Origin of the sequence: Mycobacterium hainanense, assembly GCF_041890355.1 — a bacterium.
Taxonomy (GTDB): Bacteria; Actinomycetota; Actinomycetes; order Mycobacteriales; family Mycobacteriaceae; genus Mycobacterium; species Mycobacterium hainanense.
The window spans coordinates 4,993,471-5,009,963 of sequence record NZ_CP169059.1 but is presented as its reverse complement, the minus strand read 5'-3'; the positions used below and the strand labels follow the sequence as shown (position 1 = coordinate 5,009,963).

The 16,493-nt window shown below is 68.9% G+C and carries 15 protein-coding genes; 8 read left to right on the top strand and 7 right to left on the bottom strand.

Features of this window, described 5'->3' with window-relative positions; all coding sequences use genetic code 11:
• Positions 1–2: 2 nt before the first annotated feature.
• Positions 3–1,604, bottom strand: coding sequence for a fatty-acid--CoA ligase FadD8 (gene fadD8 / locus ACEL92_RS23560; RefSeq protein WP_374022998.1), 1,602 nt, complete (start codon positions 1,602–1,604; stop codon positions 3–5).
• A gap of 66 nt (positions 1,605–1,670) precedes the next feature.
• On the opposite strand from fadD8, the gene ACEL92_RS23555 reads away from it, so the two are divergent.
• The 7 genes from ACEL92_RS23555 (at position 1,671) to ACEL92_RS23525 (ending at position 9,280) form a co-directional block, all read left to right on the top strand.
• Complete coding sequence (locus ACEL92_RS23555) at positions 1,671–3,275, top strand: amidohydrolase (RefSeq protein WP_374022997.1); 1,605 nt, start codon at positions 1,671–1,673, stop codon at positions 3,273–3,275.
• Positions 3,276–3,325: 50 nt separating this feature from the next.
• Positions 3,326–4,252 carry an o-succinylbenzoate synthase gene (locus ACEL92_RS23550; protein ID WP_374026354.1) on the top strand — a complete coding sequence of 309 codons (927 nt, stop codon included), beginning with the start codon at positions 3,326–3,328 and terminating at the stop codon, positions 4,250–4,252.
• Positions 4,249–5,031 (top strand): alpha/beta fold hydrolase, encoded by a 783-nt coding sequence (locus ACEL92_RS23545; protein WP_374022996.1) that lies wholly within the window; start codon positions 4,249–4,251, stop codon positions 5,029–5,031. Before ACEL92_RS23550 ends, ACEL92_RS23545 begins: the two co-directional genes overlap by 4 nt.
• Positions 5,032–5,131: 100 nt before the next feature.
• Positions 5,132–6,757 carry a 2-succinyl-5-enolpyruvyl-6-hydroxy-3-cyclohexene-1-carboxylic-acid synthase gene (gene menD / locus ACEL92_RS23540; protein ID WP_374022995.1) on the top strand — a complete coding sequence of 542 codons (1,626 nt, stop codon included), beginning with the start codon at positions 5,132–5,134 and terminating at the stop codon, positions 6,755–6,757.
• A gap of 7 nt (positions 6,758–6,764) precedes the next feature.
• On the top strand, positions 6,765–7,280 hold the full coding sequence (locus tag ACEL92_RS23535) for a hypothetical protein (RefSeq protein WP_374022994.1): 516 nt from the start codon (positions 6,765–6,767) through the stop codon (positions 7,278–7,280).
• A gap of 88 nt (positions 7,281–7,368) precedes the next feature.
• Positions 7,369–8,523, top strand: coding sequence for a glycosyltransferase family 4 protein (locus ACEL92_RS23530; RefSeq protein ID WP_374022993.1), 1,155 nt, complete (start codon positions 7,369–7,371; stop codon positions 8,521–8,523).
• A 139-nt stretch (positions 8,524–8,662) separates the two neighbouring features.
• Positions 8,663–9,280, top strand: coding sequence for an FHA domain-containing protein (locus ACEL92_RS23525; RefSeq protein ID WP_374022992.1), 618 nt, complete (start codon positions 8,663–8,665; stop codon positions 9,278–9,280).
• Here the strand turns inward: ACEL92_RS23525 and ACEL92_RS23520 are convergent.
• The 4 genes from ACEL92_RS23520 to ACEL92_RS23505 form a co-directional block, all read right to left on the bottom strand.
• Positions 9,254–10,045: an RNA polymerase sigma factor gene (locus tag ACEL92_RS23520; protein ID WP_374022991.1), complete on the bottom strand. Its 792-nt coding sequence runs from the start codon at positions 10,043–10,045 to the stop codon at positions 9,254–9,256. The genes ACEL92_RS23525 and ACEL92_RS23520 overlap by 27 nt on opposite strands.
• Before the next feature lie 122 nt (positions 10,046–10,167).
• Positions 10,168–11,406, bottom strand: coding sequence for a cytochrome P450 (locus ACEL92_RS23515; RefSeq protein ID WP_374022990.1), 1,239 nt, complete (start codon positions 11,404–11,406; stop codon positions 10,168–10,170).
• A gap of 238 nt (positions 11,407–11,644) precedes the next feature.
• Positions 11,645–13,108 carry an FAD-dependent oxidoreductase gene (locus tag ACEL92_RS23510; protein WP_374022989.1) on the bottom strand — a complete coding sequence of 488 codons (1,464 nt, stop codon included), beginning with the start codon at positions 13,106–13,108 and terminating at the stop codon, positions 11,645–11,647.
• 99 nt (positions 13,109–13,207) lie between these two features.
• Positions 13,208–14,032 carry an SDR family oxidoreductase gene (locus ACEL92_RS23505; RefSeq protein ID WP_374022988.1) on the bottom strand — a complete coding sequence of 275 codons (825 nt, stop codon included), beginning with the start codon at positions 14,030–14,032 and terminating at the stop codon, positions 13,208–13,210.
• Between the two features lie 56 nt (positions 14,033–14,088).
• Between ACEL92_RS23505 and ACEL92_RS23500 the strand changes: the two genes are divergently transcribed.
• Complete coding sequence (locus tag ACEL92_RS23500) at positions 14,089–14,781, top strand: demethylmenaquinone methyltransferase (protein ID WP_374022987.1); 693 nt, start codon at positions 14,089–14,091, stop codon at positions 14,779–14,781.
• A gap of 7 nt (positions 14,782–14,788) precedes the next feature.
• Here ACEL92_RS23500 and ACEL92_RS23495 read toward each other — a convergent pair whose 3' ends face one another.
• The gene (locus ACEL92_RS23495) at positions 14,789–15,142 is read right to left on the bottom strand and encodes a DUF732 domain-containing protein (RefSeq protein ID WP_067213104.1); all 354 of its coding nucleotides are present in this window, start codon (positions 15,140–15,142) and stop codon (positions 14,789–14,791) included.
• A gap of 91 nt (positions 15,143–15,233) precedes the next feature.
• Complete coding sequence (gene menJ, locus ACEL92_RS23490) at positions 15,234–16,481, bottom strand: menaquinone reductase (protein ID WP_374022986.1); 1,248 nt, start codon at positions 16,479–16,481, stop codon at positions 15,234–15,236.
• Positions 16,482–16,493: the final 12 nt, after the last annotated feature.

Sequence of the window (16,493 nt, the reverse complement as noted above, 5' to 3'; positions counted from 1 at the left end):
ACTCAGCCGACCGCGCGGCCGGCGCCCTCCCAGAACTGCGCGCGCACGGCTTTCTTGTCGGGCTTGCCCAGCGCGGTCACCGGCACCGAGTCGACGACGATCACCTGCTTGGGCGATTGCACCGAACCCTTGCGCTCCTTGACGGCCGCCTGGATCTCGACGGTGACCTTGGCCACCGCCTCCTCGTCGGAGGGATGGTCGGGCCGCAGCACGATCACCGCGGTGACGGCTTCGCCCCACTTCTCGTCCGGCGTGCCGATCACGCACACCTGCGCGACGGCCGGGTGCTCGGCGACCACGTCCTCGACCTCGCGCGGGAACACGTTGAACCCGCCCGTGACGATCATGTCCTTGACCCGGTCGACGATGAACCAGAAGCCATCCTCGTCCTCGCGGGCCATGTCGCCGGTGTGCAGCCACCCGTCCTTGAAGGTCTTGGCCGTCTCCTCCGGCAGGTTCCAGTACCCGCCGCTCAAAAGCGGCCCGGACACGCAGATCTCGCCGACCTCGCCCTGCGGCACCGGCTCGCCGTCGGCGCCCAGCAGCGCCGTGCGGGCGAACAGGGTGGGCCGCCCGCAGGAGGTGAGCCGCTTCTCGTCGTGGTCCTTCTTGGCCAGGTACGAGATCACCATCGGGGCCTCGGACTGCCCGTAGTACTGGGCGAAGATCGGCCCGAAGCGGCGGATGGCCTCGGCAAGCCGCACCGGGTTCATCGCCGAGGCGCCGTAATAAACCGTCTCCAGCGAGGACAGGTCGCGGGTGTGCGAATCCGGGTGGTCCATCAGCGCGTAGATCATCGACGGCACCAGCATGGTCGCGGTGATCTTCTGCTCCTCGATCACGCGCAGCACCTCGGCCGGGTCGAACTTGGTCAGCACCACCAGCTCCCCGCCCTTGATGATGGTCGGCACGAAGAACGCCGCCCCGGCATGCGACAGCGGCGTGCACATCAAGAACCGCGGGTTGTCGGGCCACTCCCACTCGGCCAACTGGATCGTGGTCATCGTGGTGATCGACTGCGCGGTGCCCAGCACGCCCTTGGGCTTGCCGGTGGTGCCGCCGGTGTAGGCCATCCCGCCGATGTGGTCGGGCGGAAGATCGGCCGCCACCAACGGCTTCGGCGGATACTTGGCCGCCTCGGCCACCAGGTCCACCGCCGAATCGCCGAGCGCCTCGGGGACCGGGCCGATGGTCAGGACCTGCTTGAGGCCGGGCACCTTCTCCAGCAGGCCCTGCGCCCGCTCGACGAACATCGGGTTCGGGTCGATGATCAGCGACGTCACGCCGGCGTCGCCCAGAACGTAGGCGTGGTCGTCCAGGGAGCCCAGCGGGTGCAGTGCCACGCGCCGATAGCCCTGGGTCTGGCCGGCGCCGATGATCATCAGCACCTCGGGCCGGTTCAGCGACAGCAGCCCGACGGTCGCGCCGGTGCCCGCACCGAGCGCCTCGAACGCCTGGATGTACTGGCTGATGCGCTCGGCGAGCTGTCCACCGGTCAGCGTGGTGTCGCCGAGATGCAGCACCGGCTTGTTCTTGTTGCGCTTGAGCGCACCGACGGTCAGGTGTCCGGAATGAATGGGATGGCGCAGGAGATCATCACTCATGCGCCAAGACTAGAACGTGTTGCAGTTTTAGTCAGCCACCCCCTCCGGCCGCTACCATCCCTGCACATGGCTGCCGCAAATCTCGTCGTCACCGGGACCCTATTGACCGTCGACGAGAACCGGCCCACGGCCGAGGCGCTCGCCGTCGCCGACGGCCGCATCGTCGCCGTCGGCACCCGCTCCGAAATCGACGCGTACATCGGGCCCGACACGGCGACCGTCGACGTCGGCGACGGCTGCGTGATGCCCGGTTTCGTTGAGGCGCACGGCCATCCGCTGATGGAGGCGGTCGCGCTGTCGGACCGTTTCGTCGACATCCGTCCGGTCACCCTGCGCGCCGCCGACGACGTCGTCGCCGCGATCCACGCCGAGGTCTCCCGTCGCGGTGCCGAAGGCGCCTACCTCAACGGCTGGGACCCGCTGCTGCAGAACGGTCTGCCGGAACCCACGCTGAGTTGGCTCGACGAGGTCGCCCCGGCCAGCCCGCTGGTGATCCTGCACAACTCGGGCCACAAGGCGTTCTTCAACTCCACCGCCGCGAAGGCGCACGGCCTGACCCGCGACACCCCGGACCCCAAGGGCGCCAAGTACGGCCGCGACGCTGACGGTGAGCTCGACGGCACCGCCGAGGAGACCGGCGCGGTGTTCCCGCTGCTCGGTGGGGCCATCGACATGGCCGACTACCCGGCGATGCTGCTCGCCGAGTGCGCCCGACTCAACCGGGCCGGCCTGACCACCTGCTCGGAGATGGCGTTCGACCCCGGCTTCCGGCCGCTGGTCGAACAGCTGCGTTCGCGGCTTACCGTCCGGCTGCGCACCTATGAGATCTCCAACCCGCAGATGCACACCGACGCCACCCCCGGCCAGGGCGACGACATGTTGCGCCAGGTCGGCATCAAGATCTGGGTCGACGGCTCGCCGTGGATCGGCAACATCGACCTGTCCTTCCCGTATCTGGACACCGATGCCACCCGGATCATCGGCGTGGTGCCCGGCTCGTGTGGATGCGCCAACTACACCGCCGAGCAGTTGCACGAGATCGTGGGCGCCTACTTCCCGCTGGGCTGGCCCATGGCCTGCCACGTGCAGGGCGACGCCGGGGTGGACACCATCCTCGACGTCTACGAAGAGGCGCTCAAGCGCCACCCGCGCGACGACCACCGGCTGCGGCTCGAGCACGTCGGCGCCATCCGGCCCGAGCAGCTGCAGCGCGCCGCCGACCTTGGGGTCACCTGCAGCATCTTCGTGGACCAGATCCACTACTGGGGCGACATCATCGTCGACGGGCTGTTTGGACCCGAACGCGGATCCCGTTGGATGCCAGCGGGTTCGGCGGTCGCCACCGGCATGCGCATCTCGTTGCACAACGACCCGCCGGTCACGCCCGAGGAGCCGTTGCGCAACATCAGCGTCGCGGTCACGCGCACGGCGCCCAGCGGCCGGGTGCTGGCGCCCGAGGAGCGGCTGACGGTCGAGCAGGCGATCCGCGCGCAGACCATCGACGCGGCCTGGCAGTTGTTCGCCGACGACGTCATCGGCTCGCTGGAGGTGGGCAAGTACGCCGACCTGGTGGTGCTGTCGGCCGATCCGCGGACCGTGCCGCCCGAGGAGATCGCCGACCTTCAGGTGCGCGCGACGTTCCTGGCGGGCCGCCAGGTCTACGGCCGGTGACGCCCACGCTGGAGGACCTTCTGCACCGCCTGCACGTGGTCGCATTGCCGATGCGGGTGCGGTTCCGCGGCATCACCACCCGGGAGGTCGCGCTGATCGAGGGTCCCGCGGGCTGGGGGGAGTTCGGGGCCTTCCTGGAGTACGCGCCGCCCGAGGCCGCGCACTGGCTGGCCGCCGGGATCGAGGCCGCCTACCGCCCGCCGCCGCAGCCGCGGCGCGACCGCATCCCGATCAACGCCACCGTCCCGGCCGTCGACGCCGCCCGGGTGGGCGAGGTGCTGGCCCGGTTCCCGGGCGCCCGCACGGCCAAGGTGAAGGTCGCCGAGCCCGGCCAGACCCTGGCCGACGACGTCGACCGGGTCAACGCCGTCCGCGAACTCGTGCCGACCGTGCGGGTCGACGCCAACGGCGGCTGGAGCGTCGAGCAGGCGGTGCGGGCGGCGGCCGCCCTGACCGCCGACGGCCCGCTGGAATACCTCGAACAACCCTGCGCGACGGTCGAGGAGCTCGCCGCGCTGCGCCGGCGGCCAGAGATGCCAGACGTGCCGATCGCCGCCGACGAGAGCATCCGCAAGGCCGACGATCCGCTCGCCGTGGTCCGCGCCCGCGCCGCCGACATCGCCGTCCTCAAAGTCGCTCCGCTGGGCGGTATTTCGGCCATGCTGGCGATCGCCGCGCAGATCGACATCCCGGTCGTGGTCTCCAGCGCGATCGACTCGGCGGTGGGCATCGCGGCCGGGCTGGCCGCCGCGGCGGCCCTCCCGGTGTTGGGCTACGCGTGCGGGCTGGGCACCGGCGGGTTGTTCGTCGAAGACGTGGCCGAGGTCGCCGCTCCCGTCGACGGCGCCCTGGCGGTCGGGCCGGTGACCCCCGATCCGGCGCGGCTGCGGACCCTGGCCGCGCCCCCGGAGCGGCGGCAGTGGTGGGTCGACCGGGTCAGGGCCTGCCACCCGCTCCTTGTACCGTCGTCCGAGTGATCAACCTGGCTTACGACGACCGCGGCTCCGGCGAGCCTGTGGTGTTCATCAGCGGCCACGGCGGTGCCGGGCGGACGTGGCACCCGTATCAGCTCCCCGCGTTCCTGGCGGCCGGCTACCGCGTCATCACCTTCGACAACCGCGGGATCGGCGCCACCGAGAACGCGCAGGGTTTCACGACACAGACGATGGTGGCCGACACCGCGGCACTCATCGAGGGGCTGAACGCCGCACCGGCCCGCGTCGTCGGCATGTCGATGGGCGCGTTCATCGCCCAGGAGCTCATGCTGGCGCGGCCGGAACTGGTGCACTCCGCGGTGCTGATGGGCACCCGAGGCCGCATGGACAAGGCGCGCCAGTTCTTTCGCGACGCCGAGGCCGAGCTCACCGACGCCGGGGTCCAGCTGCCGAACTCCTACGACGCGAAAATCCGTCTGCTGGAAAACTTTTCGCGCAAGACGCTCAACGACGACGTCGCCGTCGCCGACTGGATCGCGATGTTTTCCATGTGGCCGATCAAGTCCACCCCCGGCACGCGCTGCCAGCTCGACGTCGCCCCGCACACCAACCGGCTGCCGGCCTACCGCAGCATCGCGACGCCGGTGCTGGTGATCGGCTTCTCCGACGACGTGCTGACTCCGCCTTACCTGGGGCGCGAGGTCGCCGACGCGCTGCCCAATGGGCGCTACGTGCAGATCCCCGACGCGGGCCACCTCGGGTTCTTCGAGCGCCCCGACGCCGTCAACGACGCGGCGCTGAAGTTCTTCGCCAGCAACTAGTACCCGCGCCCAACGTCGACTTTCCGGGCGAAGTCCGGGCGAATGAGCCCGCCCTCTCCACGGTCGGCGCCCGGCCGGCGGGTTGTGACAGGCTGTAGGAGTGAACCCCTCGACGACCCAGGCCCGCGTCGTCGTTGACGAGCTGATTCGCGGCGGCGTCCGCGACGTGGTGCTGTGCCCCGGGTCACGCAACGCGCCGCTGGCCTTCGCGCTGCACGACGCCGACCGCGCCGGACGGATCCGGCTGCACGTCCGCATCGACGAGCGCACCGCCGGCTACCTGGCCATCGGGCTGGCGATCGCCGCCGGCGCCCCGGTGTGTGTGGCGATGACGTCGGGCACCGCCGTGGCCAACCTCGGGCCGGCCGTGGTGGAGGCCAACTACGCGCGGGTGCCGCTGATCGTGCTGTCGGCCAACCGGCCCTACGAGATGCTGGGCACAGGGGCCAACCAGACCATGGAGCAGCTGGGCTATTTCGGCACGCAGGTCCGCGCCGCCATCAGCCTGGGCCTGGCCGAGGACGCGCCCGAACGGCTGGACGCCATGAACGCCACCTGGCGATCGGCCACCTGTCGAGTCCTGGTGGCCGCCACCGGATCTCGCACCGCCAACGCCGGGCCGGTGCAGTTCGACATCCCGCTGCGCGAACCCCTGGTCCCCGATCCCGAACACCAGGGCGCCGCCGTGCCGGCGGGGCGGCCCGGCGGGCGGCCGTGGACCTACACGCCGCCGGTCACGTTCGACCAGCCGTTGGACATCGACCTGTCGCCCGACACCGTCGTCATCGCCGGGCACGGCGCTGGCGCGCACCCCAACCTCGCGCAGTTGCCGACCGTCGCCGAATCGACGGCGCCCGCCCCGGAAAACCCGCTGCACCCGCTGGCCCTGCCCCTGCTGCGCCCGAAGCAGGTGATCATGCTGGGGCGGCCCACCCTGCACCGGCCGGTGTCGGCGCTGCTGGCCGATCCGCAGGTGCCGGTGTACGCGTTGACCACCGGACCGCGCTGGCCCGACGTCTCGGGCAACTCGCAGGCGACGGGGACCAGGGCGGTCACCACCGGCGCCCCGAATCCGGCCTGGCTGAGGCGCTGCGCGGAGGCCAACCGGCACGCCAACGAAGCGGTGCGCGGCCAGCTCGAGGCGCACCCGCTGACCACCGGCCTGCACGTGGCGGCGGCCGTGGCCGACGCCCTGCGGCCCGGTGACCAGCTGGTGCTGGGGGCGTCCAACCCGGTCCGCGACGCGGCCCTGGTCGGCCTGGACACCCACGGGATCCGGGTCCGCTCCAACCGGGGCGTGGCCGGCATCGACGGCACGGTGTCCACCGCGATCGGGGCCGCGCTCGCCTATGAGGGACGCACCGTCGCGCTGATCGGTGACATGACGTTCGTCCACGACAGCTCCGGGCTGCTGATCGGGCCCACCGAGCCGACCCCGCGGCAGCTGACCATCGTGGTGTCCAACGACAACGGCGGTGGCATCTTCGAACTGCTCGAACAGGGCGATCCGCGGTTCTCCGACGTGTCGTCGCGAATCTTCGGGACGCCGCACGACGTCGACGTGGGTGCGCTGTGTCGCGCCTATCACGTCGAGAGCCGGCAGATCGAGGTCGACCAGCTCGGCGCGGCGCTCGACGAACCCGCGGCCGGTATGCGGGTGCTGGAGGTCAAGGCCGACCGGTCGTCGCTGCGGCAGCTGCATGTGGCCATCAAGGCGGCCCTTTGAGGATCTCGTGAACCACCTGAAAAGGTTGCTGCACATACTGATTCACGGTCGTAGCGACAGGCCGCCCAACACCCGTTCCCGGATCGCGTTGCGCTGGGCCCGCGTCACGGTGCTCATCGTGACCGGCCTGGTCACCCTGCAGTCGATCCTGCTGGTGGCCGGCGCCTGGCGCGATGACCTTGCGATTCAACACAACATGGGGGTGGCGCAGGCCGAGGTGCTCAGCGCCGGGCCGCGCCGCTCCACCATCGAGTTCGTGACACCGGAGCGGGTCACGTACCGCCCGGAGCTGGGCGTGCTGTATCCGTCCCATCTGGCCACGGGCATGCGGATTTACGTCGAGTACAACAAGAACGATCCGAATCTGGTTCGGGTGCAGCACCGCAATGCCGGGCTGGCCATCATCCCTGCCGGCTCCATCGCGGTGGTGTGCTGGCTGGCCGCGACGGCCCTGCTGATCGGGCTGGCGGTGCTGGACAAGTTGCTCGATCGCCGCGACGAGGCCGCGGCGACACCGGCTTAGCCGGGTTGGAAGCGTCCGACCAGCAGATTTCGCGCGACGTATGCTCGCAGGCAACCTTCGCGACAGCCGGCGCTGACACCGTAGTGATGTGCGCGTTGCCATCGTCGCCGAATCGTTCCTGCCGGAAGTCAATGGTGTCAGCAACTCGGTGCTCCGGGTACTCGAGCATTTGCGCCGGACCGGTCACGAAGCCCTCGTCATCGCCCCGGACACCCCTCCCGGAGTGACCCCCGCGGATCGGGTTCACGACGGAATCCGCGTGCATCGCGTTCCCTCGCGGATGTTTCCGAAGGTGACCACGTTGCCGCTCGGGGTGCCGACGCCCAGGTTGGTCAGCGTGCTGCGCGGATTCGACCCGCACGTGGTGCATTTGGCCTCGCCGGCGTTATTGGGTTACGGCGGCGTCAAGGCGGCGCGCTGGCTGGGGGTGCCGACCGTCGCCGTGTACCAAACGGACGTACCGGGTTTCGCGGCGAGCTATGGCATCCCGATGACGTCGCGGGCCGCGTGGGCCTGGTTTCGGCATCTGCACAGCCTCGCCGACCGCACCCTGGCGCCGTCCACGGTGACGATGGAATCGCTTGTGCAGCACCGCTTCCCACGGGTGCACCGCTGGGCGCGCGGTGTCGACGTGCTGCGGTTCGCCCCGTCGGGGCGGGACGAGGCGCTCCGGCGCCGATGGTCGCCGCGAGGCAAGCCGATCGTCGGCTTCGTGGGCCGGTTGGCTCCGGAGAAGCACGTGGAGCGGCTGATCCCTCTGGCGGCGCGCGGTGACGTCCAACTGGTCATCGTCGGCGACGGTGTCGACCGCGCCAAGCTGCAAAAGTCAATGCCGACAGCGGTTTTCACCGGCGCCCTGTACGGCCACGAACTTGCCGTGGCGTACGCCAGCATGGATGTCTTCGTGCATCCCGGTGAGCATGAGACGTTTTGCCAAGTCGTGCAGGAAGCGCTGGCGTCGGGGTTGCCGGTGATCGCCCCCGACGCCGGCGGCCCACGCGACCTCGTCACGCCGTGGCGCACCGGTCTGTTACTGGGCGTCCACGAGTTCGAGGCGAGGTTGCCGGCCGCCGTCACCCATCTGATCGACGAACGCCACCGCTACGCACTGGCGGCGCGGCGCAGCGTGCTCGGCCGCAGTTGGCCGGTGATCTGTGACGAGCTGCTCGGCCATTATGAGGCGGTGCTGTCGCCGTTCTCGCGCAGGCGGATGTTCGCCAAGCGGTACGCGCAGGGGGAGTAACCCACGGCCGGTCCCGCTCCGGCCAGACCATCTCGACGCGCGTGCTTGGCTGCTCGAGGGCGCGTTTTCGGCTCAGCGGGCTGTTCCCCGGTCATTTTCTGAGCCGCGGGGTCAGAATGGGCCTGATAGGAGGGTCCATATGTCGTCCCATTTGGAAGTGTGGAAGCCGTCGGGGCGGGAGCTCGTCGCGCTCAGCGGTGAACGGGTGACCCTCGGCAAATCCTTGACCAACGCGGTCTCGTTCGAGCACGACCCGACCGTGTCCCGGGTACACGCGGTCCTGGAGAACTTCGGGCAAGCCTGGTCGGTGCGGGACCTGGGTAGCCGCAACGGCACCTTCGTCAACGGCGAAAAGATCGCCGCGGAACGGATTCTGCGGTCCGGCGACGAATTGCGTTTGGGTAGTTCACGATTGGTCTTCTGGATGGCACAAGGGGCTGGTGAAGGACCGGGTGATCAAGAGACGGAAACCGGCAGGTCCGTACTGCGGCCGCCCCGCATGACCGCGCGCGAACTCGACGTCCTGAAGGTTTTGTGTCGCCCCTTCGTGTCCGACGACCCGTTTCCCGAGCCCGCATCTGTTCGTCGGATGGCCCAGGAGCTGTTCGTCACGGAGGCGGCCGTCAAGCAACATTTGCAGCACCTGTACGACAAGTTCGGCATCAACACCGAGGGAGACCGCCGGGTCCGGCTGGCCAATGCGGCCATCCGGCTCGGTGCCGTCAACCGTTCAATGCTGCGTGATCGTCGTACGTAACAAGACTGAACGTGACGGGGACACCTCGTCGAGTAGCCCGCCGCCGAGGACGGCCACGACGTTGAGGGCACTGCGGCGGTATCCGTCGCATGTGGGGCACGACTCGATGTGGCGCGCAATGCGTTTCCGCATCAGGACGGTGAATTGGTTGTCCCAGCCGGCCAGCTCCGCGGCGAGCTGCGGGCACCCGTGCTGGGACGCGTGGCGGGCCACCAACAGCGCACCCAGTGAGCGTTCGATGGTGTCGCGCAGCCGCTGCAGCACCTTCTTGGTGGAGTCGTAGCTGATGCCCAGCGCTTGTGCGAGCTCGGCTCCGGTCGCGCCGTGACGGTAGGCAAGCTCCAGCACCCGTCGGTCCCGCTCGCACAATCCGTCGGCCGCCTGGGTGATCAGGCGACGGAGTTCGTTCTGGGCCGTCAGCGTGAACGGCCCCGGACCGGTCGCCACATCGTCGGGCAGCTCGTCGCAGACCGCCTCGCGGCGGCGTTCCGACAGGACCCGCAGCGCGCTGCGGCGGGCGATGGCGTAGAGCCACGGCCGGAGCTTGTCCGCCTCTCGCAGCTTCGGCAGCTGTGTGGCGGCGGTGCAGAAGACATCCTGGACGCAGTCGGAGGCGGCGTGGCGATCACGCAGCATGCCGACGCAGTAGGCGTGCAGTGGGGCGGCGTAGCGGTGGTAGATATCGGCCAGCGCCGCGCGATCGCCGGCCGCCGCGGCCCGGGCGAGCGCCGCGTCGCTGACGATGCGGCTGTTCGGCAGTGTCATGCAAGTCATGCCTGAAATGCTCGAGGATTGTGGGTGATCTGGTAATTACCGCGGAAGCCAGTTTCTCCTCCCGGAAGGGAAGGGTTTCCTACCCGTTTGGTAAGGCGCGCTGATCGCGGTGCTTACCTCCCCGGCGTGAATTCGACTGGCAGCGTGGCCGGTCCGCTGAGCCCGGTGAGCGGCTTCCATGGCGCGGGTCCGGTGCGGTGTGCGTTGGGCATGCGCCGCGCCATGGCAGCCAGGGCTTCGGCGAGCTCGAGTCGGGCCAGGTTGGCGCCCAGGCAGTAATGCATGCCGGCGCCGAACGTCTGCATCGGCGGGGCTCCCACGCGGGTGATGTCGAGCCGGTCCGGGTCGTCGTAGACGGCGGGGTCGCGGTTGGCGGCGGCGGTGTTTGCGATGACCACGGTGCCCGTGGGGATCACCACCCCGCCGATTTCGACGTCCTCGAGCGCGATGCGCAAGGTGGCGCCCGCGATGGGTGAATGCCTCATCGTCTCTTCGACCGCGCTGTTGGCGAGTTCTGGGTGCTCGCCCAGCAACTGCCACTGGTCGGGACGGTCGCACAGCACGTGCACGGAGGCGGCCAGCTGGTTACGGGTGGTGTCGGTGCCGGCCACCAGCAGGCCCGCGGCCAGCATGCGTAGCTCGTCGGCGTCGAGGTGATCGCCGTCGTCCTCGGCGCGGATCAGGTCGGAGATGAGGTCATCGGTCAGCCGATGGCGTCGCTGCGCGACCATGTCGTCGATGTAGGCGTCGAGCTCGTCCCACGCGGCCAAGATGGTGTGCTGATGGGCGGCGACCTCCCAGCTGAAGGCCTTGAAGATGTCGTCGGTCCATTCCGAGAACAGCCTCCAATCCTGCGCCGGGGCGCCCAACAGCGCACAGATGATCGGGATCGGGTATTGCCGGGCCACGTCGGCGACCACATCGCAGCGACCGATTGCGGTGTGGTGGTCCAACAGTCCGTTGATCACCTCGGTGATCGTCGTGCCCAGCCGCGCGGTGGCGCGCGGTGTGAACGCCTTGGACACCAGCCGGCGCAGCCGGTGGTGCTCGGCCCCGTCGAGACTGATCAGGTTGGTGGCGACGCGCTCCCACAATGGGCCGGCGGTGATGCCTTGGGAGGCAAGGAACATGCCCTGGGGTAGGCGAAATCGCGGGTCGCGCAGCACAGTTCGGACCAGTTCGTAGGTCAGCACTTCCGGCCCGTGCGGGCCGATCGCGATCGGTGCCAGGCGGCGCGCCTCGTGGAGAATCAGGTGAGCCTCCTCGGGGCTCTGGCAATGCTCGTAATCAATCGTCGGCAGGCCGGCATCGAAGACGCTCGGGCAGGTCGACGCGTCAACCGTGAGTGTCATGGTGGTGCTCCCGAAGGGCGTCGGTGGAGTACTTGCGTCACCAAGTCTTCTGGGTGCCAGACCGCCCCACACGCGTAGTGGACTACCTGCCTTGTGGCATCGGTACTTTCGCGAAGCGGTTCGGCCCACCGGGCCGGCGGGTGAAAAACGATAGCGCCCAGGGCGACGAGAAATTAGCGTACTGAGTTGGACGCTTGAACTTAGGTGCCGGGAATGGCGGAGGGTCCGGGTATGCCCGCTACGCGCTGAGCGGGCCGCAACGGATGTCGAAACGCTCCCGCACGGTGTCCAGAACACGACGTTGGCGCTCGCACTCCCGGCGGTGGGTGAGCATGAACCGTGCCATGCCCGGAAGCCGCCGCGGCAGCGGGTACCACTTATCGAAATCGAGGGCGTTGTCGGTGAATACGCGCCTGGGAACGTTGTCGTAGATCAGGCTGAGGTTGTGCTGAACTAGCGCGAAGAGCGCGTATGGAAATGCCAGCGGCGCCTTCTGCCGCAGGTTCATCCAGTCTATTTCGTAGAGCGGGATATCCCTGAGCTTGCCAAGGAACATCAGGTGGCCCAGGAAATACCCCATGAACGCCGGCAAGTGCAGCATGGCCGACCGCACATTGATGGAAACGATTGCGCCACTGGGTGAAACGTACGGCTCGTACGGGTATTCGTCGGGGAATTTGACGTAGCCTGTGCAATTGACGATCCAGCTGCCCGGTTCGATCGACTTCGTCGATCCGCTCTGGAGTATCAATTCGGTTGTCCCGTTTCGGTCCACCGCATCCTCGAAGTAGTCCATCACGAGGTCGTTCAGCCCTGCGGAAATCGTGCGGTTCTCGGCCTCGGACAACACTCCCAACACAAAGTTGTCCGCCTGGCGGGTCAGGAATGTGCCATGCGTGGCGCGATACCAATCCTGCACCTCTGCTTCGTTCGTGCCGTCGTAGCGGTGACCCAGCTGTGTGGCGACTGCGCTCGGCGGTGTTCCCGCCCACCAGCGGCGCGCGCCGCTCGGCAACAGGTCGTCGCGGCAGGAGAAGAACGTGCCACGGCCGGCGACCAGGTTGACCTCGCGGCCGGGGTATGTCGTGATCAGCGTGTGCGCGGTGTCCATCGCGGTTTTTCCGCCGCCGACGATCCACACGGGCGCATCGCTTTCCCTGATGTCGCCCGCCCGCACGTCGCAGTAGTCGGGCGACACCGAATGGACGCGCTTGCTCGAGATGTCGAGCGGTTCGTTGGGCGTGATGCCAAGGCCGTAGGCCTTGATCAAGCGCTCGGTGTCGATGACGAGCGCCCGACCGTCGGCGGCCCTGCAGGTGACCTGCACCATCCCGTTCGCCTCTTCTGCGGACTCGAAGTCCCAGCCGAGATACTCTTCGACGCCGACCCGATCCCTGATCACGTCGATGCAGTGCTCGAAGTGGGCGAGCACCTCGCCCTTGCTCGCCAGATAACTGCGATCCTTACCGAGCGTCCACTCGATGTTGCCCGCCGTGAACATGGGGTGCGGCTGGTGCAGGCGGACATACGGGTAGACGTCGACCCACATGCCGCCCACGCGTGTCCGGCGATCGATCAAAATCACCTTCTGCTCACGCGACAGATATCGGCTAGCGGCGAACATCGCATTCAGGCCGGCGATGCCGGCTCCGACGATGCAAACGTCGCTAGTCTCCACCGGCGCGGACTGGGGTGCGGACATCGGACCGCCTTTCCTGGCAGATGCCCACAATTATGGGTCCGCACCGGGCGGCCGACATACGTATTCGACTACCTCTTTTGTGGGTGCCGACGTTCGCGGCTACCCCTGGGCCAGCTCGGCGATGGGCTGCCATTCCTCCCAGGTGCGCAGGCGGCTCTCGTAGTCGGCCTTAGCCGTCGCCAGTGGCGACGCGCCGAAAAAGACTCGCAGCGGCGGGTTTTCGGCGTCGACCACCTTCAGCAGCGCGGCGGCCGATGCCTCCGGATTGCCGGGGCTGGCCCAGCGCCTGCTGCGCTCGGCCTGCACGGCGGCGCGGATGTCGTCGTACGCCGGTAGCGGATCGGCGTGCCTGGCCGAATCGCCGGCCCAGTCGGTGTCGAAGCCACCCGGCTCGATCAGCGTGACGTGCACGCCGAACGGGGCGACCTCTTGGGCCAGCGCCTGCGAAAAGCCTTCCAGCGCCCACTTGGACGCGTGGTAGATGCCGACCAACGGGAACGCGGTGATGCCCCCGATCGAGGAGACCTGGATGATGTGGCCGCTGCCCTGGTCGCGCAGGTACGGCAGCGCGGCCTGGGTGACCCACAGCGCCCCGAAGACGTTGGTCTCGATCTGATCCCGGGCGTCTTGCTCGGACAGCTCCTCGACGAACCCGAACTGCCCGTAGCCGGCGTTGTTGACCACGATGTCCAGGCGGCCGAAGTGGTCGTGCGCCTGCTTGACGGCGGCGAAGTCGGCGTCCCGATCGGTGACGTCCAACCGGATGGGCAGCAGCGCGTCGCCGTACTTCTCGGCCAAGTCGTCAAGCGATGTCGTGTTGCGGGCCGTCGCGGCGACCTTGTCGCCGCGCTCGAGCGCCGCGGTCGCCCATGCGCGCCCGAATCCTCGCGATGTACCGGTGATAAACCAAACTTTTTCAGTCACGCTGTGTTGCAACGCCGATGTCACCGCCTAATTCCCGCCCCGGTAGCGTTTCCCTCGTGAGTCGCGCGGCGTTGGACAAGGATCCCCGGGATGTCGCGTCCATGTTCGACGGCGTCGCCCGCCGCTACGACCTGACCAACACCGTGCTGTCGCTGGGGCAGGACCGATACTGGCGGACCGCCACCCGCTCGGCGCTCGCGATCGGCCCCGGCCAGCGGGTGCTGGACTTGGCGGCCGGTACCGCGGTATCCACCGTCGAGCTGAGGAAATCGGGGGCGTGGTGCGTGGCGGCGGACTTCTCGGTCGGGATGCTCGCCGCGGGCGCCGCGCGCAACGTCCCGAAGGTCGCCGCCGACGCCACCCAACTGCCGTTCGGTGACGACGTATTCGATGCCGTGACAATCAGTTTCGGATTGCGCAACGTCGTCGACCCGCAGGCGGCGCTGCGTGAGATGGCGCGCGTGACCCGGCCGGGCGGCCGATTGGTGGTGTGCGAATTCTCCACGCCGACCAATGGACTGTTCGCCACCGCCTACAAGGAGTACCTGATGCGGGCGCTGCCGCGGGTGGCCCGCGCGGTGTCCAGCAATCCGGACGCCTACGTGTACCTCGCGGAGTCGATCAGGGCATGGCCGGACCAGTCGCAGCTGGCGCACGACATTTCCCGGGCCGGGTGGGCGGCGGTGCGGTGGCGCAACCTGACCGGCGGCATCGTGGCGCTACACGCCGCCTACAAGCCCCTGCGCTGAGAACGCGCTAGTGGGTGCCGGCCCGCTGAACGAAGCCGACCTGATCCGGGCAGTAGTGGTCCACCGCGGCCCCGAGGAACTGGAACGCCTGGCCCTGGGTGGTGCCCCGCGGCAGGTTGTGCTGGATGAAGTTGGCCGACTTGTACGGGTCGCCGTCCACGCCGCGGCCGATCCGGTCGCAGGTGATCTTGCCCAGCCACGCGAGCTGGTCCTGCGGCTGATAGATGCCAAAGCCGTTGACCGTGTTCTTGAACGGGGCGTCGTAGTCGTTCGACGGCGGCGGCGAGGCCAGCGCCGGCGCGGCCAGCGCGATGGCGGCGGCGGCCAGGCCGCCGATAGTAGCCAGCTTCGTTCCCTTCATTAGCCGGACTATACACCGCTCACCCGAAGCGCGCGGAAAAATGTCCGCGGCCCCAATCGGGACCGATGACCGTTTGCGCAGGTCAGCTGGCTCAGCTGAACGGCACCCGGCGATCGATCAGCCGCGACAACCGGCCGCCGCCGCGCCACGCCCGCGCGACCCAGTCGGCGTCGTCGTCGGTGACCAGGTTGGCCATCACCCGCACGGCGATCGTCATCAGCGTCGGGGAGCGCATCGCGATCGGTCCGGTCGCGGGCAGGAAACGCTGGAAGGTCAGCAACAGCGCCAGCCTGCGCGCGACCGAGAATCCCCGGCCGTAGTGCTGTTGCAGCAGCGACGGCCACACCCGCGAGAGGTCTTGAGACGGCCCACCGCAGTCCAGCAGCTCGGCGGCCAGCCGCCCCGTCTCCATCCCGTAGTCGATGCCCTCCCCGTTGAGGGGATTGACGCAGGCCGCGGCGTCGCCGATCAGCATCCAGTTGGGGCCCGCCACCCCGGACACCGCGCCGCCCATCGGCAACAGCGCTGACGACACCGCCCGCGGCGGCCCGTCAAAGCCCCACTCCTCGCGGCGCAGCTCGGTGTAGTAGTCGATCAGCGGCCGCAGCGCCAGGTCGGCCGGTCGCTTCGACGTCGACAACGCCCCGACGCCGATGTTCACCTCCCCGTTGCCCAGGGGGAAGATCCAGCCGTAACCGGGCAGGACGTTGTCCTTGGAACCGTCGGGTCCGCGCAGTTCCAGGTGCGACGTCAGCCACGGATCGTCGGCGCGCGGAGTGGCCAGATACCCGCGGGCCGCGACGCCGTACACGGTCTCCTGATGCCAGCGCCGGCCCAGCTTGCGGCCCAGCGATGACCGGGCCCCGTCGGCCACGATCAACCGCCGGCAACTAACCTCCGCCCCGTCGGCCAACGTCAGCGACACCACGCGCCCGGACGAGTCATGTTGTGCCGCAACGGCTTTGGTCCCCAACATCATCCGGGCGCCGGACTCCTCGGCGACTTTGCGGATCCGGTCGTCCAGCTCGAGTCTGGCCACCGCGCTGCCGGTCGACGGAAACGACCGGCCCGGCCAGTCGACCTCCACCTGGCCGCCGAACCCGCTCATCCGCAGGCCGCGATGCCGGATGCGCGTGTCCAGCCAGTCGCCCAGGCCGAGGCGCTCGCATTCGGCGACCGCGCGCGGCGTCAGCCCGTCACCGCACGCCTTGTCCCGGGGAAAGCTCGCGGAGTCGATCACCAGCACGTCGTGGCCGGCGCGCGCGGCCCACGCGGCCGCGGCCGAACCGGCGGGTCCGGCGCCCGCGACCACCAGGTCGGCTTTCGTCTCCACGCTCACCAGTATGTTGGT